We start from the raw sequence: 26,464 nt of genomic DNA, 5'->3' as shown, positions 1-26,464 counted from the left end.
TTCTATTTGTTTATCGGTTGCTCCGACTAAAAAAATTAATAAAATCCAATGGGTCGGCGCCAGAACTGGAAAACACAAAAAGGCTGCTCCACGACGGAGCAGCCTTTGGTGATCTATCCTATATTTATCCTTTAATCTTGGCAGCCAGAATCATTGTACCGCGCGGCTCATCTCCCATTGCATCCGGTTCAAGCGTGATGGCAACCGTATCATAGTCGTTGGCCGAATCCAATGTGTAATATACCGCTCCCGTTCCGTCACGACTAAGGAAAGTACCCGCATTCTGAGGGGTATCTCCTTTGATCAACCAGACCTGAAAAGCCTCGTTGCCTTCCAGGTTCGGCAGGTTCTCAGCTTGCACAACCAGGTGAGTGCCTTTGCTGTCAATAACGATGGTTGCGAGACCCTGAGCTACAATGTCCTGCGTTGCAGGATTCAGCTTCACTGCCTCGCCAGTCTGCATGCCCTGTGCGGGCTTCAGAGCTGATGCCAGCTGCTCCTGCAGCTGCGCATTCTGCGCCTGTGCCTGCACGAGCTGCTCTTGCGTAGCCGATGAGCCCGCTGCTTGCTGCGTCAGCGAGTCGATCTGGCTCTGCAGTTGCGCCGTGTACACGCCCAGCAACAGTGCCGCGGCCGCAAGGCCGGCACTGGCTACGCGCCAAGCGCTGCTGCTGCGCGCACGCGCGCGCGCTTGTGGCTGCCATGGCTGTGCCTGGGCAGCCTCTTCCACCCGGGCTGCAGGCACTGCCGTTACCGGCGGCAAGCCTGGCCCGGGCTGCGCCGCACGTTTGTGCTGCGGCGCAAGATCCTCCTGAAGCACCACGGGTGCTTCAGGCTCAGCAGGAGCAGCCGCCGGCTTCGCCTCGGTGCTCTCCTGCACATGTCCGAGCACGTTGCCCAGCACACGTGCTCGCATACCTGGCGGCGGTGCTACAGGTTCCGCCGCAAGTGGCAGGAAGCCAGTCACTTCCTGCAATTCCTTCACCTCCTGGCGACAAGGTTCGCAAGTTGCCATATGCGCTTCAAACGCCGCCACTTCCTCTGCTTCCAGTCCGCCCAGCACATACATCGGTGCCAGATCAGACCACTCCTCATGTCGTTCTATCATGGATGTATGCCCTCCCTTCCCGCGTCCGGATGCAATTCAGCATCGGCCAGCAACTTTTGGAGCTGTCGCATGGCAAGCCTGACACGGCTCTTTACTGTACCCAGCGGAATCCCGAATCGGCTGGATACTTCCTGCTGGGTTAATCCCGCATAATAAATCGATTCTATAACTTGCTGCTGATCACCATTCAGTTGGGACAACGCCTCTTTAATACGGGTGCCTTCCAATTTACGCTGCACTTCTTCTTCCGTATTCGTATGCTCATCGGCATAGGCCGCCAGTGTCTCGTGTTCAACTGAAGTAGCCGCTGCCCCTTTCGATTTCCGCCTCAGCATGTCCACTGCTATGTTGCGCGTAATCGCAAACATCCATGTGGTCAGCTTCCCCTGTGAGGCATCGTATCGTTCAGCATTATTCCAGACCCGCATAAAAAGTTCCTGAACAGTCTCTTCTGCCGTCATGGGATCACCAACGATCCGATAGGCAAAAGAATACACCGCTCGCTCATAACGGTCATATAAAAGCTCCAGTGCGGAGGAATCACGTTCCGCAATCTGCCGCATTAACCTGCTGTCCTCCATCGATTCAGTCATGCGAGGGCCCCTTTCTGTTTCTTCCCTCTTATTATAACCTACGCAGAATCTTTTGAAGAGGATTACCTCAATTGAGAAATAGATTGAAAAAATTCTGTATATTTTCAGACGAGCATTTCAGCTTCTGACTTGAAAGACCACCAGAAAAACATGTTTTTCTGTTCACCCTTTCCTTTTTATTGCAATAAATTACAGCCTGTGGTATACTATAAGAGTTGTATCAAACAACCTCATATGATTTCTGTCTTCTTTAAACCCCGGAATATTTTCTTCATGCTGCGACCGCAGCGAACTATAAGCACAATTAACCTATGAAGATTGAAGAACCTGAATCACAATAACCCGGTAGTACAGAGTTTCACAAGATGTTCCCATTCACACTGGCGCGGTCATCGGAGCCGCAAGGACAAAAGAGAGGTAGGGCTTTTGTTGTTTTGGATATCACTTATTCTTGAGAAGATTGAAAACATACACAAAGCACCCGGAATTGGGTTCCGGGTGTTTATCCATGTCTACATACACATTTCAGCATCATCCACAGACTATCGGACACCGTTCCTTCATTGAGAAAAGTCTTCCTTTCACTTATCGGACTAACCAGATATATTCGGCTCTGCTTTTAAAATTTTTCCATTCTCCCACTGACTGCACCCTCGATACTTACTTCCTTACTTCTCTAATTGTGCAAATAACCCCGGCCTCTAAAGCAAATGTTTACGCTCACCAGATGCTAACGAATCTCAGCCACGTTAATCCGTGTCACTTCATGAATATAGGCTCCAAACATGCCCAGATTCAGATAATAAGACGTCTACGATTCGTTAAACTTGTGAAATGGCGAAAATGCATGGAATAGCGTCTGTGGAGTTCGTTAAAGAAAGTAATCCCAACGCTCCTTCACTTCTAATAAAAAAGGGACAGCGCAGGATGAAACCCTACGCTGTCCCTTTCTGAATCATAGGTACGTTATGCCCCAACATGGAACTCAAACTCGGAGTTTATTTGGAGCACCTATCGCAACGATCCACGATCAGTAAAGTCTCCTTGCACTCACAAATACTTAGATAAACATCGTTTTGGAGATGATGACCAGCAAGATGAACAGTACAAGGATCGTACCCATGGAACCCCAGCTTCCGCCGCCATGACCATAGGATACTCCACAACCCTGTTGATAACCGTGCATCATTGGAGCCTGATTGGCATGGTGTCCGTATCCATAGCCATATCCCATTGGCATTGTTCCACAACCATATCCATACCCATGCATTTCATGACCTGTGTATTGGTATCCTTGCATATGCTCATAACCTCCCATATGTCCGTATACGTGTCCCTGTCCGTTCGGTGAATTCGGTTTTACTTCGCTCATTGTTCATTCCTCCTTAACATTTGCCTACACCCCTAAGCTATGTATTCAGCCTACCTCTGGACCGGGCTATCGCCCTCATTTTGACAAAATGGGCGTTTAGCCATGAGGTACCTTCCCCATTTTCGAAACATACTCCGCCCTTCCATTTCTTGAATTCCACCAATTCTTCTGTTTAACTACAAGCTATCTTAGCTTCCTGGCTCTCCACCATGCTTGTCCTCTAGAAAAAAAAACCCCACCGGTTGCCCGGCAGAGCTCGCCATATTATACCCAGAAAGATTTAGTGATGATTACGAGAAGAATGAACAGAACCAGGATTGCTCCAGTCGATGTCCAGCCGCCGTATCCTACGCCTTCAACTACGTTGCTCATGCAGAACCCTCCTTTACAAATATATTAGGGTCCAAGCGGTTTATTAGATCAAGAATGCTTTAGAGATGATGACCAACAAGATAAAGAGAACCAAGATCGCGCCAGTCGATGTCCATGCGCCGCCGTATCCACCTACTACTCCACTCATGTAAACCCCTCCTTTGATTTGAGGTACAGTTCACTATATGCACCAATCACACATGGGACCGGGCTCAGGTCGAAAATGGGCTGTTTTTTTCCACCGACTATTCGCTAATTGCACCTACATAAAGGGCTAGTTCTTAAGTCGGCATGTTATGTCCAAATATGTTTAAGTCATAAATAAATCCCACAGTTATATCAACCAAATGTATGTACTATCGCTCAAAATGGATACCCATACGGTATATTATTAGCTTTTAACTTGTTAAATACAGATAAATTACCTTTTTAGTAATTATGAATACTGAAATATTTATTTATGTTATTATTTTACTAATAAAGTAGAAAGGAGTTTCTATGCTCACCACCTAAACTAGATTATCCCAAACGAAATGATGACCTTAGAAAAAATCCCAACCGATGGGAAGCACATGAGGAGAAATTAGACATAATGAAGAAACTTATTACGATTTTGGCATTAGCCACACTGCTTAGTGCTTGTGGTAATTCAGAAACAAACACAACAACCAATAGCCAAACGACCGAAGCATCCAAGGCAACTGAAACTGTCTCAACAGAAGCAAAAGCTACGAAATACACTACATATAGTGGAGAAGGATTTTCCTTTGCATATCCTGAATCCTGGAAAAACGTAGATACAAGTCAAATGAATGCTCCATCCATTAAAGCTGCCTTTTCAGACCAATCTTCATCAGTCACATTTGCAGATAATATGAATCTGGCGATTGAGGCCAGCTCAACCGGTTCAATTAATCCTGAAGAATACGCCAATAATATAGTGGATTATTACACACAAAGCGGTTCAAGCATCGGCATTTCCGATTATAAAAAAACCAGCTACACAAACAAGCCTTATAAAGAATATAGCGCTGGTGTCTTGGAAGGAGCCTATAAGCATTCCTCGGGTACAGATGTTATCCTTGTGCAGTATCTGATTCCGACCAATACAGAACTCTATACCATGACGTTAACCTACGCCAAGGATACTTATAATCAGGATGAGATCAAAGATATCCTTGATTCCCTATGCATTACTGCTTCTCTGGAGCAAACAGCACCAACTGCAACGACTGGAAATTCATCTGTTACGGCATCAGCTGCGGATTTCTTTAATGAGTTAACTCCGTACATTACAGAAGACACAGCCTTTATGGAGCAGGCATCTTATGATTTCTTTGGTAAACATAACGATGTATTCCCGGCCATTACGGCAGAACTAAGCAAAAAGGTACGGGGGCTCGTTGACTCCAACGTAACGACCCGTCATCTGAATAAAAATGTAGCCAACTATTACAATACTTTCGTACAAGTTAACGGGGAAGTCATTTCCGTTGAAGAAGATAGCTCTCTCGGAGCAACTTTCTCTGTCGTTCATGTCATGGATGAGAACGGAAATGATATTATAGCGTTATATCCTGCAACGACCGGAGATTTGCTTGACGGTGATTATGCCACGGTGATCGGTGCTCCAATTACCAACTTCTCTTTTGAAAATGTTGGCGGTGGTTACACCAACGCCACGTTGATTGGAGCCTCATTGGTAGTTGCAGATTAATTAAAATGTTAAATGAGTATACAAAAAGACCAGCTTAATGAACGTTAAGCTGGTCTTTTAGTCTTTCTGTTTATAAATGTCAGAAATTCACGTTAACTACACAGACAGACACAATCTAACCTTTAATTAATGATGATTTATAACATACCAAATAACCGTATATACGGATGTTTATACTAAACCATTAATTAGGCCTTGCCTGAAGTGACGTCAGTTTATCCTGAACCGATTGTAACTTCTGTATACTTGAGGCATCCGGTTTATCACGACGGTCGTCAATTTTGACGGATGTAGAAACACGCTGAGCTCCTGACAAAAACGGTGCTTCATGCAGAGCCGCAATTGCTGTAAAGATCTCGTTAAGCGGTCCCTCAATAATGGTGCTCATGGAAGTTAACTGATATGTAATGCCCCGTTGATGTTCCAATACCTTTTGCATGTCCGCCACATAACTGCTTAGACTGGTTGTACCCGTTCCGATTGGAATTACAGTCACTTCTGCTATTGCCATTTTACTCCGCCTCCTCTGGGCCCCGTGAACAACCGCTGCCGCTAATTTTAGTCGATTTTTGACTATTTTTATTCTACCAGTTGAATGCGTTACAATTCAAACTGACGTGATGACGTCATTCAAATTGTTCAAAAATTTTTTTTGATAAATCTTCAAATCTTCCAGTCCTTTTCCTTTGCGGATTCCTGGCTTAAATGGTATACTCGGAATTACGTTTTACTGTATCGGCCCACTTTACAAACACAATATGTTGGGTTACAGTATGTTGACAGCTACAAAATGTAGTAACACTAGATTTCTCCGCTTCTATTAGTCACCTTCTGCATTCTCGCGAAAAACAGGATGAAATCACCTCCAAAGGCACGTCCCTGTAGGTGTAAATCGCTTTCTCGAAACAGAGTTGACATGGAGGTTAACGGGGCTGTTTGGACTGCATCCGGTATCCTCAAACTACAGGCACATCTGCAATAGACCAAAGCTTACATAAGCACCTTTTTCTGTCTATATCCAGAACTTCTAAGACAGTAAGAAAGCCAGAGCATCCATGGGCATTTTCAGCCGCGAGGCGGGAGAATGCTTTTTATATGAGCATGTTCTGCATTGTGCTGTTTTGTGCTCCTCAAGTTGAGCGATTTAAGACATGAACTTGTCACCGCCGTTGCAGTCTGCCAAAAGCAACCTTTACCTTTTTCTCACCGTAAGACAACACTCAATTCTTTATATAAAGAATTTCTCCAATTTATCTCTTTAACATGCGAAAGCGAGGAATATTCATGCCACAAGTTGTGACCAAGCCGAACAACCGCCAGCTTGCCTTTGATGAGATGCGTATCTCGGTATATGCCGACCGTAATCTGGAAGGACTGGAGACACTGGACAAGGAACGTCTCGTACGTGGGGTAAACAGCAAACTCCGTCGTGACGAAGTTACCGGGGACGAAATCAGCAACGCTTTTATCATGAGTGCACTGGAACTGGTAACAAAGGAAGAGCCCGACTGGAAATTTTCAGCAGCACGCGCCCTGCTCACTTCCTTGTACAAAAAAGCGGCTACCAACCGCAGATACAAGTCTTACCCGGACGAGCCTTATGGCGCATTCCATCCTCTTCTTGTAGATCTCGTGAAGAAAGGTATCTACCGCGAAGAATTGCTGGAATGTTACACCAAAGAACAGATCGACGAACTTGCTGAGTGCATTGACTACCGCAACGATCTGCTCTTCGATTACATCGGCTTGCTCACACTGGCAGAACGTTACCTCGCTCACGATTTTGAGGGAAAAGTAATGGAATTGCCGCAAGAGCGTTATATGGTTATCGCCATGTTCCTAATGCACCAAGAGCCTGCCGAGAAACGTATGGATCTCGTAAAGGAAGCATATTGGGCAATGAGCAACATGTACATGACTGCAGCTACTCCTACGATGTCCAATGCAGGTAAAAAAGTAGCCGGTCAACTTTCAAGCTGCTTCATTGATACGGTGGACGACTCACTCGAAGGTATCTTCGATTCCAACACGGATGTAGCTCGTCTGAGCAAAATGGGTGGCGGCATCGGCGTTTACCTCGGCAAAGTCAGAGCTCGTGGTTCGGATATCCGTGGTCACCAAAATACAAGTTCCGGTGTAATCCCTTGGATTCGCCAACTAAACAATACAGCAGTCAGCGTAGATCAGCTCGGTACGCGTAAAGGTGCCATTGCCGTCTACCTGGACGTTTTCCACAAAGACATTCTGGCCTTCCTCGATCTGAAGCTGAACAACGGTGACGAGCGTATGCGTGCGCATGACGTATTCCACGGCATCTGTCTGCCTGACTTGTTCATGGAGCGGGTATCCACTCGCGGCGAGTGGAGCCTGTTCTGTCCTCACGAAACAAAGAAAGTGATGGGCTGGAAGGACGAGAATGGTCGTGCACTCGGACTGGAAGATTTCTATGATGAGTCCTTTGGCGAAGGTGCGTTCCGTGATAAATACGAAGAAGCAGTGAATCACCCACTGCTGTCCCGGATTACAGTACAGGCGATTGACATCATGAAGCGTGTACTTAAATCCCAACTGGAGACAGGTACGCCATACATGTTCTACCGGGATACGGTTAACCGCTCAAATCCTAACCGTGCACACGGTATGGTATACTCCTCCAACCTGTGTACCGAAATTATGCAGAACCAGTCTGCCACTGTGATTGAAAAGGAAGAACTCGTAACCAAGGATGGACAAACTCGCATTGTGATTTCCAAAGTGCCTGGCGACTTTGTTGTCTGCAACCTGAACTCCATCCATCTGGCACGTGCTATACCTCATAATGTATTGGAGCGTCTCGTTCCAATTCAGGTGCGCATGCTGGACAACGTTATCGACATTAACAACATTGAAGTGTTGCAAGCCCAATATACCAACAGCCAATATCGCGCAGTCGGTCTGGGAACGTTTGGACTTCACCACCTGCTTGCTCTCGAAGGCATTCATTGGGAGTCTGACGAAGCGGTAGCATATAACGATAATCTGTATGAAAAAATTAACTACCTGCTCGTGAAATCCAGTATGGAGCTGTCCAAAGAAAAAGGACATTATCCGAAATTCAAAGGTTCCGATTGGGAAAGTGGTCACTACTTCGACCAACGCGAGTACACATCAGGTGAGCGCGCAGGCGAGTTCGTGACAACCGAACAGTGGAAAGAACTGCAAGCCGAAGTACGACAAAACGGTGTACGTAATGCCTGGTTGTTCGCCATTGCACCTAATGGTTCCACGTCCATCATTGCCGGCTCAACGGCTAGTATTGATCCGCTCTATGAGCTGTTATCTTATGAAGAGAAAACAACTTACAAAATTGCCAACCCGGCTCCGGATCTGTCCGAAAAAACAAGCCCTTATTACCAAACGGCGTTCCAGGTGGATCAACATGCTTCCATTAATATGGCGGCTGCCCGTCAGCGCCACGTCGATCAGGGACAAAGTTTCAACTTCTACGTTCGACCAGATATTAAAGCAACAGAATTCCTAGAATTGCATCTGCACGCCTGGAGAGCCGGCATGAAATCAACTTATTATGTTCGTAGCCGGGCATTAACGATTGAAGAATCTTGATTTTTGCGCAAGTTACGTTTTATGTATGACAGAGAAGATTTATTAGATTCAAGGTGACCACCAGGGCATCCTGTTTTGATTGCAAAATGGCGTTGCCCTGGTTCTTTTTTGCCTAAAACACGATCACAGCATCGCAAGATGTTGATATAGATGCCACATTATACAATCCTAATATATATAAAAGAATTAATGATTACACGATAACGAAGAGGACAGAACAAAGCTGAAGAAGCGAAGCTAAAAGCTTTCTGTAAGAAAGCTACTTCGGAAGCATACACATCGCCTTTATCACCGGATTTTCCCCCTTGAAAGAGGATCAAAAAAATCAGGGGATAACAGTGATCGGAAGGTTGTTCTGTCATCGTAGTTATACAGTGTAAATTCATTCAAGGAGTGAACGGAACAATGCAAGTACAGAAAATTTTCAATACCGAAGCCCCTAACCAATCAACCCGTATTATTGAAGGTGAATGCTCCGGTATCCTGAACTGGAACGACATTCGCATGCCACATATGTACAAATTGTACAAAGTACTGCTACTTAACCACTGGATCGCAGACGAGATTCCCATGTCCAAAGATGCTTCCCAGTTTGCCCAATTAGACGAGGAAGAGCAACGTACGTTTAAAATCAACATCTCTCTGCTCGCGGTACTTGATTCCATGCAGACGATGTTTGTGGGTGACGTAAAACGTTACTTTACCGATTCTTCACTCGAAGCGATCTCGGCCATTATCGGACAACAGGAAGTTGTTCATAACCAATCGTACTCTTACGTACTCTCTTCCATCGTATCGGATCGGGAGCAAAAGGAAATTTTCGAATACTGGAAACATGATCCGGTACTGCTTGACCGTAACCGTTTCATCGCTGATATCTATCAGAACTTCCGGGACGAGCCGTCTCCACAGACGTTTTTCCAGGCTATGGTAGCCGATCTGGTACTTGAAGGAATCTTCTTCTATAGTACGTTTGCCTTCTTCTACAACCTGGCCCGTGACCAGAAAATGATGGCAACCAGCCAGATGATCTCGTATATCCAACGGGATGAAAACCAACACTGTTACTTCTTCGCCGAAGTGTACAAACAGTTGCTGGTAGACTTCCCTGAACTGAACACACCTGAGAACATGGAGTATGTATACACAACTATTAATCGTGCGGTTGAGCTCGAAACCAACTGGGCACATTACACGCTCAGCAACGTACGCGGCATTGACCTGAACGAGCTGGAAGATTACATCAAGTACATCGCCAACAAACGTCTGCGTCTGATGGGTATGGAAAAAGCATATGAAGGTGTGGATGTAAACTGCATGCCTTGGATCAAACCATTCTCCGATGAAGCACTGAATGCAACCAAAACAGACTTCTTCGAAGCCAAATCCCGTAACTACGGTAAAGTTGGGGACGATAACGGATTTGACGATTTGTAAACCCAGTTAATTGCATTCTTCAATCATGCATAATGATCACATTAGAGCACTCCTTGTTCGTAGAAAGCCATCGTGGTTGTCTACAAGCGGGAGTGTTTTTTTATCTCTGAACCTTGTAAAATAGTTGGAAGAGACTCACATCCCTCCCAACGAAATGAGGCCTATTCATGGAAAGAGAACTGCTGGAACAAATCAACTTGTGGCATGAGCAGGACCAATTCAGTCTCATTATTGAACGTATCGAGCGTATCCCCGTCTTAGAACGGGATTATGATCTGATTGGTCAACTCGCCAGAGCCTATAACAATGACGCACGTTACCGCGAAGCCATTCAACAACTGTTGTCTGTCGAGGAGCAAGGGGTAAACGACCCGCTGTGGCATTATCGCTTAGGGTACGCGTACTGTTATATCGCCGACTATGAACAAGCACTATTGGCGTTTGAGAGAGCTAACGAACTTCAGCCTCATGATGAATCAACCCTTGAATTTCTAAGTCAGATTCGACCTTTTACCAAGAAGATGCGACGGGATCGACAACGCCATGAAGAACAAGTGACAGCATGGGAGCAGCGTGGCACGTTGAACCATCTTCGTGCTGCTTCAGGAACGTACGACCCAGTGACATTCTGGAAGCAGAGTGATTATGCACGGGATAACCATGTGTCGGCCCCCTTTGACGAAGACATGATTGTATCTCTTGAACACGAATTTGGTTACAAGCTCCCTGCCTCCTATATTCAGCTTATGCATACCCAAAATGGTGGAATCCCTGCACGAACGGTGTTCCCAACCGAAGAAGCAACCTCCTGGGCTGTGGACCATATTGAGATTTCAAGTATTTTGGGGATCGGCCGGGACAAGATGTATTCCCTTGGAGGAGAGTTTGGGAGTCGGTTCATGATCGAAGATTGGGGATACCCTGACCTGGGGATTGTGATCTGTGATTGTCCATCCGCTGGCCATGATGTCGTTATGCTGGATTATCGTTTCTGTGGTCCTGAAGGCGAACCCTGTGTCGTTCATGTGGATCAGGAAAATGATTATGAGATTACATATCTTGCGCCGAATTTTGAAGCTTTCATCCGTGGATTGGTCGATGAGGATTGGTATGACCTGTCTGACGAAGAGAATGAGGACTAAACTTCAGGAGGATCCGGCCATATGACAACCCGTATCTATTTTGGTTCCAATCAACTTGGCGAAGTGGCTGCCATTTCATTGCAGGACGCGCTGAATGAACTTGAACTGGGAAGCCTTGAAGACTATCAACGAACGGATAAAGGGGTTATGGGGCAGACCTTGCTCATTCGAACTTCCCTTGGAGAGTATATTCTGAAAGGCAATCCTTTATATGCAGGACAGTTACAGGAAGAAAAGTTCTTTGTAGAACAACTGGCGAAACATACGTCCATTCCTGTCCCTGACCCCTATTTATTACAGGAAGATACCGAACTTCTGGGCTGGAGTTATGCCATCATGCCGCGCCTGCCCGGGAATCACCTGTATGATCCGGTATTCCAGGCTTCACTGTCACAGCAGGATCAGGAAGAGATCGCCTGTATGCTTGCCCATACTTTGGCTGAGCTGCACCGCTGGAAGGTGCCTGACGCCGGGGAATATGATCCTGTAGCGCAGCAGATTGTTTCCTTTGCAGGCGATTATCTGGACTGGTTGTACGGAACCATTCGCCACTGGTTACATGATGCTGAACAATACTCCGTAATTACGGATGAAGATGTTCGGTGGGTGGACGATCAATTCAAGAATGCTGAACCGGCATTTCGGTCCAGAGCTGTTCCGTGTTTTGTCATGGGAGACTTCAAGGTCGAGAATATTCTGATTCAAAATTCCAATGACCTTTCTTCAGGGTGGCAGATTAGTGGTTTGTTCGATTTTACAACGGCCTATTTCGGAGACGGAACAGCCGACCTAACCAAAATATCCACCAGGTATGTTCGTGAGGGGCAACCAGAACTGGCCGCACAGTTCCTTCGCTGCTACCGGGATCTGGTCTGTGCAGCAGATGTGGAGAAATGCCAACACTTCCGCACACGTCTCAGCATGCATCTGCTCTATCAACGTATCTTGTGGTGGGGGGAAGCCAAAGCGACAGGACAAGTGACGTGGGCAGCCGACCTGCCTTTTGCACAGTGGGCGCAGCAGTCCATTAATTCGATTGTCGCATTGCTAGATTAGTAGATTTGGACAGGTCGCTCAAGGATAGGGGCCTTCCAAACTAACGTATGTATCACTCCATATATGTCGACCAACATCTGGACGCACGGATAGAACCGCCAAAGATCAAGAATGATCTCTGGCGGTTTTTATATCTCACTATTTTTCAATCAAACATGGAATCTCTCAACTTAGGCTTGTGCGACGGGTGACTCCTGATGTTTCTGCAAAAACTCCAGCATCCTGCGATATACGAGAATCTCGTTAGTCTTTCTGGAGAAACCATGCCCCTCATCATCCAGAACGATGTATTCCACATCAATTCCCTTCGACTGGAGCGCAGCCACGATCTGATCGGATTCGGCCTTCACGACCCTTGGATCATTGGCACCCTGAATGACCAGCATCGGGTTAACCATCTGATCGAGATACGTAATCGGTGAATCCTTCGTTAAACGTTCACGGTCACGGACCGGATCACCCAGCCAGTTATCCATCATTGGCTTCCAGTCTTCCGGTACGGATTCCAGGAACGTGAACAGATTGCTCGGCCCAAAAATATCGACCGCAGCCCGGAACAGCTCCGGATGGCGCCCTGCCAATAACAGGGTCATATATCCCCCATAGCTTCCACCTACCACAAACAACCGCTCTGGCGAGGTAATACCCTGATCAAACAGCCAGTTGATCCCGGCAACACAGTCCAGCCTTGGCCCTTCGCCCCAATCTCTCTCAACCAATTTAACGAATTCCGCACCATATCCGGTACTGCCCCGGAAATTCGGTGCAAAGATATGATAGCCCTGAGCGAGCTTCATCTGGAACATCGGCCGGAAGAACTTCGCTTCCGAGGCTTGCGGCCCTCCATGTGGCCAGAAAACCGTATAACCATTGGCCTGCTCCGGCTTTGCTTTGAACAAGAGCGCTTCGATCTCCAGTCCGTCGTAGGAGTTATACCGAATAACATCAGGATACACGAGATCACTTAGGTCAAGTCCCGTTACCCGATTGGCGGTCAGCGGCTCCCAGGACTCTGCATCTGCCATTTGGCGATATATGTTATGCGGTTGGATCGCTCCACGTCCGAGGATATACACATTACCAGCCTTGGTAACGTTGACCTGCTCTATCGTATCCAGCGGCATCTCTACGCTCCGAGGCTCGGCGGCATTTTTGCCCAATACGTACATACGATTTTCCGGTCCTGTAAGTGTCCAGAAATATAAGGTCTGGGAAGCCTTATGCCAGCGGATAAACTCTACGTCTTCCCCTTCGATTTGGCACACTAGACGGAATTCACGGGTATCGATGCGATATTCAGCCACATAGGAATATGCCGAGTCGTCATTGGTAATGAACAGAAGGCGATTATCATCTGCAAAAATCAAATCGGATACCTGACTATGACGTTCTGAGGCAGGCAGAATTACCATTTCTTCATCGTTACGATACAGATGCGCCGTCTGATACGTATTCGAGTACATTTTGAGAATGACATAACTCTTCTCGTCAGGACTTACGGCAACCAGGCTGCTCGTAACCTCTTCTCCACTGTATAACAGTTCATCTTCACCTGTCTCCAGATCGATGCGGCGTGAATTCAGATAATTCGGATTACCCGCGCTGGTGACATAATAGAGACGCTGTCCATCCTCGGACAACTCAGCGAAATAACAGCGATCATTTGGTTCCGCCGGAACCACAGGCAGTGGAACACCACCCTCGGGTGGGAGTGCATACAGATGATAGTTCTCATCTCCATCCCGATCAAACGCGGTAAGCAGATGACGTCCTTGCGGGTCTGCCTTGATAAATTGACTGCTCTGATTCAAGTATGTTAAAGGATACGGGTATCCTCCAGGCAAATCCATCGCCCAAATATTCGGCTGACCGTTCAGGTTACTGTCCATGAACAAACGTTTCTCGTCTGCCGATACGGCAAAATGCGAAATGCGGTACGTCTGAAAATATTGCTCGACATCCGGTTTAGGGAACTGAATCATGACAAACCTCCTTGGAATTGAACCAATGAATTTAACATTGGTAAATTAAGGTACCATTTGTCCATATTATAGGTAATGCCAATGTTTAGACAATAGATATGTAAGATTTAATTACAGATCCCCTCATCGCTTTGCATATTTTTATCCATATTCATCCAGTGAATGAGTGGTATTTGGCTCCCTGTCACGCATAATGACGCGGAGTAGCCTTTGCCCATTTTCAGAGACTGCAACACATACTTCTGTCCGGCCCATTTCAGCAAATGTTCATGATGATATATAGCTTGTGCCGTATTCAGATTCCTCCACTGCCCACATAAAGATTGACCGGAAGCCTTGATCCAGGCCTCCTTGCCTGTAAGAATGTTCCACAGCAAAAAAGAAGAACCTTCCCCGGAACACATGGCTTCCAGCACATAATCCCGTTCCTCTTCCGTCAGGAAACGTTGGATGATGGCCTGCTCTCTTATCAGTGGGCGTACCCATTCGACATCTATGCCAATTGCGTTGTTACTGGATGCAATCGCCAGTACACACAGCCCATTCGTATGCGAAAGGCTGAATTGCGGACCTCCCACGAGATAAGGCTTTCCGGAAGTGCCGTATTCAAATCGAATATCCCTTGCCTGAAGCTGCATGTACTGTGCCAGCACTCTTCGCAAGAAAACCCTTGAAATCATCCAGCAATGAGCCTGTAGACGTGAGGTTGTACTGATTCTAGCCATACGTTCATGTTCGTCTATAGTCATTGCATCGGATTCCATGGTAGTCGCTGTCTGCAGTTGATCCTCCCTTATGGGTAAAGTCTGTGTCCAAATGTGGACCTCCGGTTCTCCTGAAAATGGCGTGAACGTATCATTCCCTTGTTCCCTCATTGCCAGAAGGCTGCTGATTGTTCCGGTTCTGGAATCCATAAGGCCCTCCTCCCTAAACGGGGTTACGTACATGCTAACGTATAACAACCATCCGCAGACGAGCAGACGTTGCAATAGTTCTAAGACCACTCCTAACCTCTTCTACTGTTAATTCAAGTGCATACGTGCCAAGCTGCATATAATCCAGTCCAATCACCTCATATTCGGAGACGTGCATGCATCGCTGTTTTAACGAATCCATGTCTGCATAATACTTGCTTAACCACTTCATCCGTGCATAGTTGAAGTTGGATAGGGACAGCGTTCCGTTCTGAATATGCTCACACATCTCCTCAACCCGGTTATATAAAGAAACGGGATCTGCTGAATACCCACAAGCGTTCGAAAAGGCAAATTCCTTACGATAATAGTGGTCCCATTCTGCACCCTTATGAAGCAGACCCAACTCCATACATTCCGCGTAGAAATCGGAAGTTTCACCCAGTAAAGCTTCAATGCCGATCATGCAAGCGATTTGCTCTTTCAATTGCATCCCATCTTCTGCACGGAACCCATACCTTACAAGCGGCAAGGACAATCCGCATTCAATCTCCCGATATTGTTTATTGGAGTCCTCGCCCAAATAGTCGAGTGTAACTTCTGGCAGGTAGGCATCATTCAGTGATTCTTTTGCAGGGAATTGTTCCAGCATGTCCACAATGAACTCCGCTTCAACCGGACCCGCTACCGCTACTGCCATTCTTCCTGTGTCATAGCGAGTATTGTAAGCATGATTCAGCTCATCCGTTGTCATTTGATACAGACTATCCGGTGTACCTGCAACATCCATTGTGATGGGGTGATTGCTGCCATACATCATCTGAGTCAACTGCTGCAAAGCTCTCCAGGAGGGCTGGTCTGCATACATGGACAGCTCCTGATGAATGGCGGACCGTTCCTGTTCCAGATGCATCGGGGTGAAATATGGAGTAGCTAGCATGCCGGTGAACAACTCCAGACTTCGTTTCAAATCGCCTGTGCAGGCCATTTGATAAGTTGTTACATCGTAACGTGTCAATGCAGATGTCGAAGCTCCCAGAGTATGAAATAGCGGCTTGACGGGTCGTTGATCCGGATTGTAGAACATCATATGCTCAAGGAAATGCGCTCTGCCAGGCAGGGCTGCATCATGGATTGAGCCATAGGACACGGACCACGAAACAAAAGTATGATGGAACTGGGGTTCGGGGAAAATGTGGACCGACAGACCATTGGATAAACGCCTGCGGACAGGTGCGATATTCACAATACTATTCATGAGTCACCTCCTTCACTGGTGCAGAATATTCACTCTCAGGATACAAAATCCAGGTGACAGCCTTTTTCATGCCAGAGGCTACCTCGGCCACTTGTTCCGCAGTAACGCAGGATATGGCTTCCAGGAATTGCGGAGTTGTCATCTGGACCCGGTTGAGCAATCGATCGATATGAAGGTTGACCACCTGCTCAGGCAGATCGTATCCCACTTGCACATAATGCATCACATTCTGAATCGCTCTATTCAGCTCCACTTCCTGAATGTCTCCACTGCATATCCTCAGCCATTCAGCATCTATCGCTTCAAGCACATCCGTCACATATCCACTGCTTGTTCCCGTTGTCACATGAAGCGTTCCCCGATAATCATCCAGTGTGCTGTAGATCTGATACACCCATTGCTTTCGTTCACGAAGCTCGGATTGAAGCCTGGAAGCAGGCGTAGCGCCAAACAGGGAATGAAAAAGAAACAGTGCAGGATAGTCCGACGATCCATACGTAACCCCGGTGGTGAAGGTCACATTAATCTTGCATTGCTGAATATCCATCAGCTCAAGCATCATCTCGCCTTCCTCCCGGCGCTCAGTAGATTGACCATGCCCGATCACAGATGGGATAGCTCTCCCCTCAGCCGTGACAAGCAATGGCACAAAGGTCTCCATGACCTGAGCTATCATCACATCCGACTGGAAATCACCGATCACATGAATATGTAGTGGGCTGCAAAGCACCTCCCGGTACCATTGCTGCAGTTCACCATCACGCACACAATGTTGCAGTTGCTCCACGTCGGCATCCCTGCTTCGTTCCGCATACCCAAGCCATTCCAGACTACGCCCCTGTACCACCTTATCCCAATTGGAAACATCATAGCCAGCATGATGTTCTGCCCAACCAAGTTCCTCCTGGATCTGCACTTCATCAAAATCGAATACACCCTGGAGGCTCGATCCAAACAACATATCTGCGAGCAGCTTCAGCGCATCGAGCGTCCGTGCATCGGTCCCGGGCAACAACCCTGCAGGGATACGCAACCGAATGGATGCGAGCTGAGTCTCCCCCTTCTGCTCCAATTCGCATCTTAGCTCATCGGCATACATAGACCATAGTTGCTGCCGTAGCTTTCTTTTGCCGAGTGAATCCTGCCTGAAAAGCAGCCGCACAATGACTGCAAACACCGCTGATGGAATCCTTCCCTGTTCGTTAACGATACCCAGGTGGAGATAACAGTTGGCGTATTGGCTTGTTGGCATCACATGGACCGATAGACGATTGTACTGCTCCGTAATGAAAGACTGCATTCTTGCCTCCCCCTTATCTGACGGTTAACCCAAATTGTAGATCATGCCACTCTCGGTGTTCAGTCCAAGCTGACCGAATCCCTCCAGCGGCTTGGAGAACCAGTCCACCTGACTCTCAGCTTCCGTTGAATGAAGATTAGTCTCATCCTCTTTCCAGTGAATCACTTGCTGATGGTGACGGTCCCAGAATCTCCATAATGCAGGCTGCTTCAGCAGTTGATTGCGAAACGGCTCATATACACGTCCTGCTGATTCCTGAATATCCCCTTCTAAGATGAAAGGCGGCAAGAAAACAATTTTAGAACGAAAATCTTCAGTCAATGTCATGAAATAGGGGCATACAGGCTTGCGTGTCTTGGCTAAAATACGAAAAATACCGCTCCTCGTCCGGATGCGTGAACTCAGGAAAGGGAGCTCCACTGCGCGATTATCCGCGTTGAACCCGGTCTGACCATCTACGAAAAGGTTGAATGAACCTCCCTTCCGCAAATGAGAATATAATCGTATGCCAATCATCTCATCCTCGGCATTCAACAGATCAGCACCTGCAAACTGACGTAGGGTATTCCATGACGACAGCTTCTGTTCCTGCTCTACGGTGCCCTGCTCAGCCACAAGATAGAAGGGTAATCCGGACTTCATGTGGCCTGCGCGAATCTCCTGTCCGATGGTGATCATATTATGCCGGACGAATCCATAATGCCATGTCAACAAAGCCCCACCTTCCTGCAAAGTCGCTTGCAAATGTTCAAGCCCCTCGACTTCATCCCAATCCATAAAGGAGTACGGGCTTTTTTTGTGTTCGTCAACCGTCCGCAAAAAAGCCAGATAATCCATCCAGATCGACTCCGGTGACGATTCCGGTTGAAGTGGTGCAAGCTCCTTAACAATATTCATTAGCGCATAGAAGAATCCCAGTTGAATTCCGTTTGTCTTTTCCCTATACAACTCCTCCCTGACCTGTTCCTTATGTAACGTATATAATGTATGAAAATCCTCCATCCTTACACCTCCTGTATATCCTGATTCATGGATACTCCCGTTCCCGACAGCATTCCTTCCCTGGCTGCGCTAGTTCTAGAAGACAATTCAAACCGCCGACGATTCCGGTCGATACCATCCATCATATAGACCAACATTCGAAGCGCCAGCTCATATTGTCCAGGAATGTGTCGATCCGATTGCACACCCTGTCCTTCAACCATGTCCATCCCTTCATAAGATAACGGGACTTCCAGCGCTGCAATAACGCAGTCTCGAATATTCTGCCACGTCGGTCCTGCAGCAATCGGAAAATCAACAAACGGGAAGCTTCCCGGATCAAGGGAATCCAAATCAAAAGTTAAATAAGCCGAGTCGACATCGTACTTCTGCCTTACCTCGTTCAGAACATGGCTCACCCTCTCGGGTGTCATATGCTCTGCCGATATTTGAATCAAGCCAGGATGGCTGTACATCTGATCTGCTGAGCGAAGACCACGCAGGCCAATCTGTACAACAGCAGCAACCGTATCCTGCTCTAGCAAATGTCTCACAAAATTGGAGTGACTGGGTTGCTCCTGATGGATGGCATCGATACCGCAATCATGATGGGCATCGAACTGGACCAGCACTCTTCGACTGCCCGGGGCCTTTGCCATCATCTGAAGCACGGCATGCGTAATGGAATGGTCTCCGCCAATACAACACAATAGTGCCTGTTGATCCAGCGCATGATCCAGTGCCGCCGCAAGCCCCTTTTGATAAGGAACAGCTGTATCCGCCTCCGCTTCATTCATAAGACAAGTACCCCAATCCTGCATGGCTACGCTCTCAAGCAATCGTCTCCCACTTCCAATATCGTACAAGCTCGAATTCCCGGACTCTTGTAACGATGGATAGATGACCTTTTTCCACGATTCTACGCGTAACGCATGCGCAAGTCCGGCAACGGAGGAGTTTAACATGCTTGTCCCACCAGAATGAGGGATACCCAAGATCCCCAGTTGAGGAGCCCCATGACCGATAAGAGGCTCATACAAAAAAAAAGGCGCTTCCGCAGGTTCCACCCCCGGCAAATCCGGGGGGCGTTGTGGCTCCAGCTCTTTCGCAGGTTCCAGCTCATAAAACTGGCTGAACGTTTCATCCGCAGCGATCCACGCATCTGCAATGCGACGTACCAGATAAGCAGGTTCTGATGTTGTCATGCAAAAACCTCCTGTACGTAGTTAGAGTCAAGTCTGTGTGGAATAGCTCTTATTCGGCAACGTCGCTTCACCTTCTGTACTGATGTCCTTATCCGCAGACGACTCCACATATTCCCGCTTCAGCATTCGCATGAAAGGCAGGAAGAACGACGACATGCCGACCACATTCATGCCAGCAATCACCGCATAGAAGTAAGTAACCTCATTGAAGGCCCGAGTCAATCCCCAGCCAAGGACGATAATAATCAGAAAATACACCGCATTCAGGAGTATGGCCTGATATCCGCGCCCGCTCTGTTCCATCGTTAGCAACGTTGTCATCATGGGACCCATGCCAATATAGGAAAGAGCTACGATGGACAAATACTGTGCTGCTTCTGCTCGGGTTGCCGCGTCTTCGATCAGAAATGCGATAAGCGGGTCTCGCCAGATCCAGACGGCAACGGCAATGATCACGTACAGAACAAAGGATTGCAACAGACCTTGGCGATAACTTGCATAGGCCCTTGGCCGGTGTGGTGATTGCAAATTATGATTGATGATAATGCCGATGGCCGACCCAATGACGATACCCGGCAGGATCGCCATCGTCTGAATTCGATAACCAACGCCAAAGCCAGCAACCGCCCCTTCGCCAAAGTGACTGACAATTTTATTAAAAAAAAATGTACTCAGAAAAATCATGCAGTACGAGATGAACACAGGAATACCGACATGCCTGAGGGCCATCAGATGTTTTTTTGCAAAAGCAAAGCGTTCAAAGATCATTTCCCGACGAATGAACAGAATGAGCAGAGAGATAGCCAAGGACAAGACGGAAGTGATTAGGTTAGCATAGATGATGCCCTTCAGATCCAACCCGAAGACCGACACAAATGTATACACAAGAGCAATGTTTAGCATCGCCATCCCAACTGCGTTCCACGACGCTGCCTGTGCCCGGCCCAGCCCTCGTAACGCCGCACTGGTCACTGCAGCCAGGACAGCCGGGATGCTCACTGCCATCATTCCCCCTACGTACAGCGTAAACATGGGCCCAATGTCGGCAGGCACACGGTAAAACCATGAAAGCACAGGGGTCATTAACATCACAATTCCCCCGGTCAGAATGGCAAGCAGCATTGCACTGCCCATCATGTGCACGAATAGCTGGGTAAATGCACGAGAGCCCCCGGCACGACTGCGCGCTACCGCTACCTGAACAGACAGTTGCATCGCTTCGATGATGGCAATCATGACGAATGAGACAGGAATATACAATGAGAGCACATATAATACACTTTGACTCGTATGACCCAGGAAAAATACATTGGCCATTTGTGTAATCACGTTAACCAGAGAAGCGAGTAGCATCGGAACGGCCGTACGGAATAACAAACGATGGATCGAGCCGGCCGTATAATCGATCCCCTGCATGGGGTTCACCTCCATAATTCATGAAGTCTTGATTTCTTGATTTATTGTAAGCCTGTTGAGGATCGGCAGACGTATCACATGCACGCAACAAGCAGATATCACCCGATCGTCATCCCACGAGACCAGCATGACTCGATCATCCGGCCTGATGATACCCCGCTCTAGCTTATCTGCCAGCTGTATCCATACATCACCGCTCTGATAATCGGTGCGTGGAACGCAGATGGTCTTGGAAGGCGAAATATACAAAACAGAACTGCCATTGAGACGTAATCCCAGTCTCGACTGAAGAATGACATGCACGGCTGCATGGCTATCGATCCATTCGCGGATCATGCCGAGTGCCTCGGATGCAAAAGCCGTGGCATCATCCGATCTGATGATCCGTTTTCCCGCATAGTGTATCTGCAACGCTCCTTGACCAAGGCCTGCCTCAAGCGCCACCGCCATGTCACCCAAATCACCCTTAGGTTCAGATGGTTGACCATATCCAATCTGTCCATCGTCATGGAGAATTCGCTGCTCCACCAGCACAATCGCAGTCCGTTCGTTAGGAAGCATGCTCCAAAGAGCAACCTGAATGGCCTCGGTGCCTGCGAGCGCACCCATATGGGTAATACCAAGTGGATGATCAACTCGCCACGGGGCCGTTTCAAGCATTCGGGCAAGTGGAGCATTCAGCGCATGACGTTCCGGACAGGTCTGGGCAAGGATCAACCAATCCCAATGCGGCTTTGTACCCAACTGCTCCAGCACCATAAGCGCAAGATCACCGGCTGTCACCCGTCTCCCGTCTGCCATAAGGGAGCGAGTCAGCGTTCCCACGCGACCATAATAGTGATCCTCCATATATATGTGCGGTGATACGTAAACATAATCATCCGGTGTTGGCCAATCCAGCGAGTACAGATGATCCTCCGCAGTAAGCCAGCAAATATGATCCACATAGATTGGTGCGCCAATATCATCATGAAGTGAATCAGACATGCTGCATCTTCCCGTTGGCATACGCCTGAAAAACGTTTATCTTCTGAATGGACGTTGTGCCTTCCATGAACTCAAAGGCCCTTGCATCGCGATACCATTTGTTCAGCAGAGGATGCTCCAGTAAGGAACCTGGCCCCATCATCTCCAGTGCCCATTCCGTCGCTTCTTCGGAAACGGACGCAGCCCGTATTTTACTGAGGGAAGCCAGATATCCCTTATTCGCATCATGGTCAATCTCTGCTGCTGCATTCCGAATCATGCTGCGCAGCGCATGCAGACGCATCTCCAGTCGCTCCAGTTCTGTCTTTTCACGTTCTGTAAAGATCGTTCTATGCTCTACAACATAATCATATGCAGCCTGTGCAACACCAAGCGCCAAAGCCGCCACGCTAGGGCGCATCCGGTGGAATGTACGCAGTGCTCCCCACAGTCCACGCTTGGTTGGGCTTAGGTGACGACCCAGAATATCTTTCTCTTCCAGTGGGAAGGCCTCGAATTGCAGATGGCTGAGTTGCAGACCGCGAAGCCCCATCGTGTCCAGCGGGGTTGCTGAGAAACCTGGCACAGAAGGATCAACTATAGCCACCTGAATGCCCAGAGGCGTACGATTGGTCTGGGCGAATACCAGTCCAATACTCGCCCGGTGTCCGTTCCCAATGTAGAATTTATGTCCGGTTAGCTCCATTCCCCCATCCGGATGTCGCGTAATCCGCGTGCTGATCTCAGTGGCATCTGAACCCTTCTCCGGCTCTGACAAGGCAAAAACAGCCCAGGCTGGACCTTTCAGAAAGTGGCTATAAAAGCGCTCCTTCTGTTCCTCATCGCCCAAGTCAATCATGACGATGCTGGACATGGAAGGACCAGGTCCTCCCAGAAAAACGCCCGCATCTCCTGCGGACAACTGCTCGATCGTAATGACTCTTTCCAGTGAAGAGAGTCCATAATATCGATCCTGACCTATGGTTACAATTGGCTGGCCGCCATACTCCGGGGGAATCATCATATGATTGATGGCCTGCAGGGCAGACGTGTGCAAAAACTCGGTGAGCCGGTCTGGCTCCTGGTCAATCGTCAGGCCGATCTGACGAAGCTCCGCAGCATACTGCTTCATCACTTGCTCGAAAATCGCAATCGTTGATGGAGTAATCATCAATATTCCTCCTTAGCTGGCAACAGCATGTTTTTCACCAGTTGGCCTGCATATGTATATGCAGATACGCCATGTCTCAAAAAACCGAAACCGCCGCCAAGACGTTGAATCTGTCTGAAGGCTTCGTCCAATTCCTGATGTATCCACGCATGAACCCGGACCGATGGAAGACCTGGATTTGCTGAGAGAAAACGTTCCTCAGGCAATGTTTCCGCCATGTAGAGCGTTGTCAGGATGTCAGCGACCATGCCTTTCACGAGCTGGTGCTGAAACGTGGATTGCCCCCCCGATATTCGCACCGACAAATGCCTGCGAACCTGCTCCAATCCAACCTTGCACAGCTCTACCCGGAACTCAAGCAGGCGTGTTCTCAGCTCATTCGAGGTCACTTTCTCGCCTGATATCTCAGCCTTCTCACCCTCATTCGGCTGTACCCGGTATAACAGTAATCCGGAGGGCTCCAGCATCCGATCCTGTACATGAACGGCATGTAGTTGGTTCCAACGATACAGCCCAGCTGATTCTTCATGCCAAAGTAAAGCATCTTGTTCAATGAGATGAGCGGTCGCGAGCACGTATGGACCTGTTGCCAAAAGCACTGGACGATTGTTCACCAGCAAGGTTTTTGCCTCCAACATTTCCGATATCGGAGCAACGGGGTTGCCTGCTGCTTTTGATCCGACGGGCTTTGCATCTGGGCCCTGGAATTCAATAACGTGCATTGTCATTCCTCCTGTTCATTCTTCTTCGCATCCTCCATGCTCCACCAGTGCAAAACCAAAAAAACTGCCGAGCCCGATACTGACCATGATGGAGTGCCCCTTCCTGCACACCCAGTCCTGCTCAAATCCCGAACTCAGGTTAATGAACGGGTCGGTGGAAAAGGTATGTCCGATTCGCTGAATGTTATCCAGATATATCCGTTCAAGTCCAACTCCCGTACGTCGCGAGAATTCCTTCCAGGTAGTCCAGTTCACATTATGGGGAAAAATATGATCCACATCTTCGAAACTCAGGCCTTGCGTTGACAGCAGCTCTTCCATCCCTTGAATGATATGGTCCACATACAATCGGTTAAATGCCGAGATCTCATCGGCGGTTGCATGATAACCAGTATGGAACCGGGTATCTCGCAGTACATGCGCCGCCTGAACGACATGCTGACAGCTCTCTCTGCTCAATAGAACAGCTACGGCAGAATCACCCAGAATGGCCGATTTGCGCAGATAGCGCCATTCGGGAGGCAAAAAATTGAATTGATCCGCACAGATCAACAACACATTCCGAATGTGAGGCTGCGTTTGCGAGATTCGCTCAAGCCATTGAAGAGCGGCTATCGACGATGCACAGTTCATTTGGGATATGCCATAGAACGGTACATGTTCCAGCCCTAAGCGCTGGAGGACACGCTGCAAAAGCCTGTAATCGCTCGGTGTCTGCACCTGAAAGGAATGGACATAGAGAACAAGGTCGATTCCGGAAAGGGCAGGTCTGGTCTGGAGCCGTTCCACAGCCTGTGCGATCGTATCGTCAAGCATCTGGCCCGATTCCGTTACAGGCACACCTTCCAGGCGGTGGTACTTGCGCAGAAACTGAAGCTCACCTTTCCCAAGCTCCAGGGCAGCCAGCACCTCCTCCGGCTGCTGAATCTGTTCAGGCAAATAGACGCCAATATCCACAATACCGAACCCCAATGTTCTCCCTCCTTCTGCGACTAGTGTCCATCCATACTCCATTCACAGGTTCGGATCAGCAAGGCATGAATAAACGAATCCGTCTGCTCCAGATGCATAAGACATATGTACTCGCCCCCGTCCTTCTCCTCCAATAACTCCTGTAATGCGAAGAATGGTGCTGCACTCCAGCGCGATGGATCATAATAACTCTTCGATCCACACTCCCTGTACCAAGCAGCCTGATTGCACAGCTGCTCCAGATCAGGATGGATGAGCAGGTTAATCTGATTTCGGTGAATGGATGCCTGGGCACATAATCGATCCAGTACCATCTCCGCAGTATCGGCTATGGAATACTCGGCATGTCGCATCTCTACACCAAGCAGGGAAGGTCCTACGCCTGTCATCCGATCAAGGTATATTGCTGCAGCCGTGTCCGGTCCAGGCGGTGAAACAAGTTCCATCGTTTCATAGGGGAGAGCTGTCTGGTCCATAACCAGCAGCATGCCTTTCATGTAACCTTCTCTGCCCAGATAATGCTGAAGCATGTGGAGCGCCGCAAAAGGAGCACCAAAACCAAGATCATTTACAGCAAAACTGATAAAACGGGCCTGATAACGATCCATCAAATAATTCACAATTGATATATCCGGGCGGGTATTCGGAAAATTGTATGCCAGCAGCAACACATCCACATCCTGCATGACCCGATCAAGTCCCGTCTCTTCCAGCAGTTCCACACTCATCTCGTGATAGGCATTGTTGTTACGACCCTGCAAAAGTTGAACGTCGTACTTGATCGGAGTACCCGCGAGCATGTCCTGATGAAATCGCAGCAGTTCCGGATGATCAAACGGGGGCTTCTTCTCCCAGAACAGCCTGACTCCCATCTCCCGTATGGCAACAGGCGAAGCCATCAGGCCGCAATGAGCTGCTTCTCAATATAAGCAGCCAGGGAGCCTACCGTATCAAATACATCGGGCTCCAGATCATCCGGGTCAATCTCCAGACCTTCAATCCGGTCTTCCAGCGTCATCAACAGTTCCAGAACAGAGGTCGAATCCAGATAGAGTTCGTCAAATAAAGATGTGCTTAATTGAATATCCTCCCTGGCTTCCGTATTCAACACTTCAGCAAGGGCACCTTTGATCTCTTCAAGCAATACTGCAGTCGTCATGATCATCATCTCTCCTCA

At 48.1% G+C, this 26,464-nt stretch carries 24 protein-coding genes; 5 read left to right on the top strand and 19 right to left on the bottom strand.

The features are described 5' to 3' along the window. Nucleotides 1-124 precede the first annotated feature (124 nt). From F0220_RS03020 to F0220_RS32780, 5 genes are all read right to left on the bottom strand, one after another. Nucleotides 125-1,108 carry an anti-sigma factor gene (locus F0220_RS03020; protein ID WP_105601432.1) on the bottom strand — a complete coding sequence of 328 codons (984 nt, stop codon included), beginning with the start codon at nt 1,106-1,108 and terminating at the stop codon, nt 125-127. After that, the gene (locus F0220_RS03015) at nt 1,105-1,701 is read right to left on the bottom strand and encodes an RNA polymerase sigma factor (protein WP_091018589.1); all 597 of its coding nucleotides are present in this window, start codon (nt 1,699-1,701) and stop codon (nt 1,105-1,107) included. Before F0220_RS03015 ends, F0220_RS03020 begins: the two co-directional genes overlap by 4 nt. Before the next feature lie 1,060 nt (nt 1,702-2,761). After that, nucleotides 2,762-3,073, bottom strand: a complete 312-nt coding sequence (locus F0220_RS32790; protein ID WP_017690878.1) for a hypothetical protein — start codon at nt 3,071-3,073, stop codon at nt 2,762-2,764. A gap of 264 nt (nt 3,074-3,337) precedes the next feature. Next, nucleotides 3,338-3,445 (bottom strand): hypothetical protein, encoded by a 108-nt coding sequence (locus tag F0220_RS32785; protein WP_017690879.1) that lies wholly within the window; start codon nt 3,443-3,445, stop codon nt 3,338-3,340. Nucleotides 3,446-3,488: 43 nt separating this feature from the next. Next, nucleotides 3,489-3,593: a hypothetical protein gene (locus F0220_RS32780; protein ID WP_017690880.1), complete on the bottom strand. Its 105-nt coding sequence runs from the start codon at nt 3,591-3,593 to the stop codon at nt 3,489-3,491. A gap of 444 nt (nt 3,594-4,037) precedes the next feature. Here F0220_RS32780 and F0220_RS03005 point away from each other — a divergent pair, with 444 nt between their 5' ends. Continuing rightward, nucleotides 4,038-5,162: a PsbP-related protein gene (locus F0220_RS03005; RefSeq protein ID WP_105601434.1), complete on the top strand. Its 1,125-nt coding sequence runs from the start codon at nt 4,038-4,040 to the stop codon at nt 5,160-5,162. 184 nt (nt 5,163-5,346) lie between these two features. Here F0220_RS03005 and F0220_RS03000 read toward each other — a convergent pair whose 3' ends face one another. After that, nucleotides 5,347-5,673, bottom strand: a complete 327-nt coding sequence (locus tag F0220_RS03000) for an MTH1187 family thiamine-binding protein (RefSeq protein ID WP_017690882.1) — start codon at nt 5,671-5,673, stop codon at nt 5,347-5,349. 773 nt (nt 5,674-6,446) lie between these two features. On the opposite strand from F0220_RS03000, the gene F0220_RS02995 reads away from it, so the two are divergent. The 4 genes from F0220_RS02995 (at nt 6,447) to F0220_RS02980 (ending at nt 12,400) form a co-directional block, all read left to right on the top strand. Next, nucleotides 6,447-8,765 (top strand): ribonucleoside-diphosphate reductase subunit alpha, encoded by a 2,319-nt coding sequence (locus F0220_RS02995; protein ID WP_149846253.1) that lies wholly within the window; start codon nt 6,447-6,449, stop codon nt 8,763-8,765. A 405-nt stretch (nt 8,766-9,170) separates the two neighbouring features. Next, on the top strand, nt 9,171-10,202 hold the full coding sequence (locus F0220_RS02990) for a ribonucleotide-diphosphate reductase subunit beta (protein ID WP_105601435.1): 1,032 nt from the start codon (nt 9,171-9,173) through the stop codon (nt 10,200-10,202). A gap of 167 nt (nt 10,203-10,369) precedes the next feature. Next, complete coding sequence (locus tag F0220_RS02985) at nt 10,370-11,344, top strand: SMI1/KNR4 family protein (RefSeq protein ID WP_105601437.1); 975 nt, start codon at nt 10,370-10,372, stop codon at nt 11,342-11,344. 21 nt (nt 11,345-11,365) lie between these two features. After that, complete coding sequence (locus tag F0220_RS02980) at nt 11,366-12,400, top strand: phosphotransferase family protein (RefSeq protein WP_105601439.1); 1,035 nt, start codon at nt 11,366-11,368, stop codon at nt 12,398-12,400. A 170-nt stretch (nt 12,401-12,570) separates the two neighbouring features. Here the strand turns inward: F0220_RS02980 and F0220_RS02975 are convergent, their stop codons facing one another. The 13 genes from F0220_RS02975 to F0220_RS02915 all read right to left on the bottom strand — a co-directional run bounded on the left by F0220_RS02975 (nt 12,571) and on the right by F0220_RS02915 (nt 26,446). Continuing rightward, the gene (locus F0220_RS02975; RefSeq protein ID WP_149846252.1) at nt 12,571-14,382 is read right to left on the bottom strand and encodes a S9 family peptidase; all 1,812 of its coding nucleotides are present in this window, start codon (nt 14,380-14,382) and stop codon (nt 12,571-12,573) included. Between the two features lie 107 nt (nt 14,383-14,489). Beyond that, the gene (locus F0220_RS02970; protein WP_181155562.1) at nt 14,490-15,296 is read right to left on the bottom strand and encodes a 4'-phosphopantetheinyl transferase family protein; all 807 of its coding nucleotides are present in this window, start codon (nt 15,294-15,296) and stop codon (nt 14,490-14,492) included. A 34-nt stretch (nt 15,297-15,330) separates the two neighbouring features. Continuing rightward, nucleotides 15,331-16,554, bottom strand: coding sequence for a M16 family metallopeptidase (locus F0220_RS02965; RefSeq protein ID WP_105601443.1), 1,224 nt, complete (start codon nt 16,552-16,554; stop codon nt 15,331-15,333). After that, nucleotides 16,547-17,854 (bottom strand): M16 family metallopeptidase, encoded by a 1,308-nt coding sequence (locus tag F0220_RS02960; RefSeq protein ID WP_105601445.1) that lies wholly within the window; start codon nt 17,852-17,854, stop codon nt 16,547-16,549. The genes F0220_RS02965 and F0220_RS02960 overlap by 8 nt, the downstream gene beginning before the upstream one ends. 24 nt (nt 17,855-17,878) lie before the next feature. Then, the gene (locus F0220_RS02955) at nt 17,879-18,856 is read right to left on the bottom strand and encodes an LpxL/LpxP family acyltransferase (protein ID WP_105601447.1); all 978 of its coding nucleotides are present in this window, start codon (nt 18,854-18,856) and stop codon (nt 17,879-17,881) included. 2 nt (nt 18,857-18,858) lie between these two features. Continuing rightward, entirely contained in the window at nt 18,859-20,040 is a 1,182-nt protein-coding gene (locus F0220_RS02950) for an arginase family protein (protein WP_105601448.1), read from the bottom strand. Nucleotides 20,041-20,067: 27 nt separating this feature from the next. Next, nucleotides 20,068-21,456 carry an MATE family efflux transporter gene (locus F0220_RS02945; RefSeq protein ID WP_181155563.1) on the bottom strand — a complete coding sequence of 463 codons (1,389 nt, stop codon included), beginning with the start codon at nt 21,454-21,456 and terminating at the stop codon, nt 20,068-20,070. 18 nt (nt 21,457-21,474) lie between these two features. Next, nucleotides 21,475-22,443, bottom strand: a complete 969-nt coding sequence (locus F0220_RS02940; protein WP_149846251.1) for a hypothetical protein — start codon at nt 22,441-22,443, stop codon at nt 21,475-21,477. Beyond that, nucleotides 22,436-23,593, bottom strand: coding sequence for an acyl-CoA dehydrogenase family protein (locus F0220_RS02935; RefSeq protein WP_091018562.1), 1,158 nt, complete (start codon nt 23,591-23,593; stop codon nt 22,436-22,438). The genes F0220_RS02940 and F0220_RS02935 overlap by 8 nt, the downstream gene beginning before the upstream one ends. Further along, the gene (locus F0220_RS02930) at nt 23,593-24,315 is read right to left on the bottom strand and encodes a hypothetical protein (protein WP_091018561.1); all 723 of its coding nucleotides are present in this window, start codon (nt 24,313-24,315) and stop codon (nt 23,593-23,595) included. The genes F0220_RS02935 and F0220_RS02930 overlap by 1 nt, the downstream gene beginning before the upstream one ends. 15 nt (nt 24,316-24,330) lie before the next feature. Further along, the gene (locus F0220_RS02925) at nt 24,331-25,287 is read right to left on the bottom strand and encodes a 3-oxoacyl-[acyl-carrier-protein] synthase III C-terminal domain-containing protein (RefSeq protein ID WP_181155564.1); all 957 of its coding nucleotides are present in this window, start codon (nt 25,285-25,287) and stop codon (nt 24,331-24,333) included. 20 nt (nt 25,288-25,307) lie between these two features. Then, nucleotides 25,308-26,186 (bottom strand): hypothetical protein, encoded by an 879-nt coding sequence (locus F0220_RS02920; RefSeq protein ID WP_105601455.1) that lies wholly within the window; start codon nt 26,184-26,186, stop codon nt 25,308-25,310. After that, complete coding sequence (locus tag F0220_RS02915) at nt 26,186-26,446, bottom strand: acyl carrier protein (protein WP_036672144.1); 261 nt, start codon at nt 26,444-26,446, stop codon at nt 26,186-26,188. The genes F0220_RS02920 and F0220_RS02915 overlap by 1 nt, the downstream gene beginning before the upstream one ends. Nucleotides 26,447-26,464: the final 18 nt, after the last annotated feature.

Origin of the sequence: Paenibacillus sp. 37, from assembly GCF_008386395.1 — a bacterium.
Taxonomy (GTDB): domain Bacteria; phylum Bacillota; class Bacilli; order Paenibacillales; family Paenibacillaceae; genus Paenibacillus; species Paenibacillus amylolyticus_B.
Note: the sequence above shows the minus strand (reverse complement) of the source record. Positions and strands in the feature narration are given on the sequence as shown.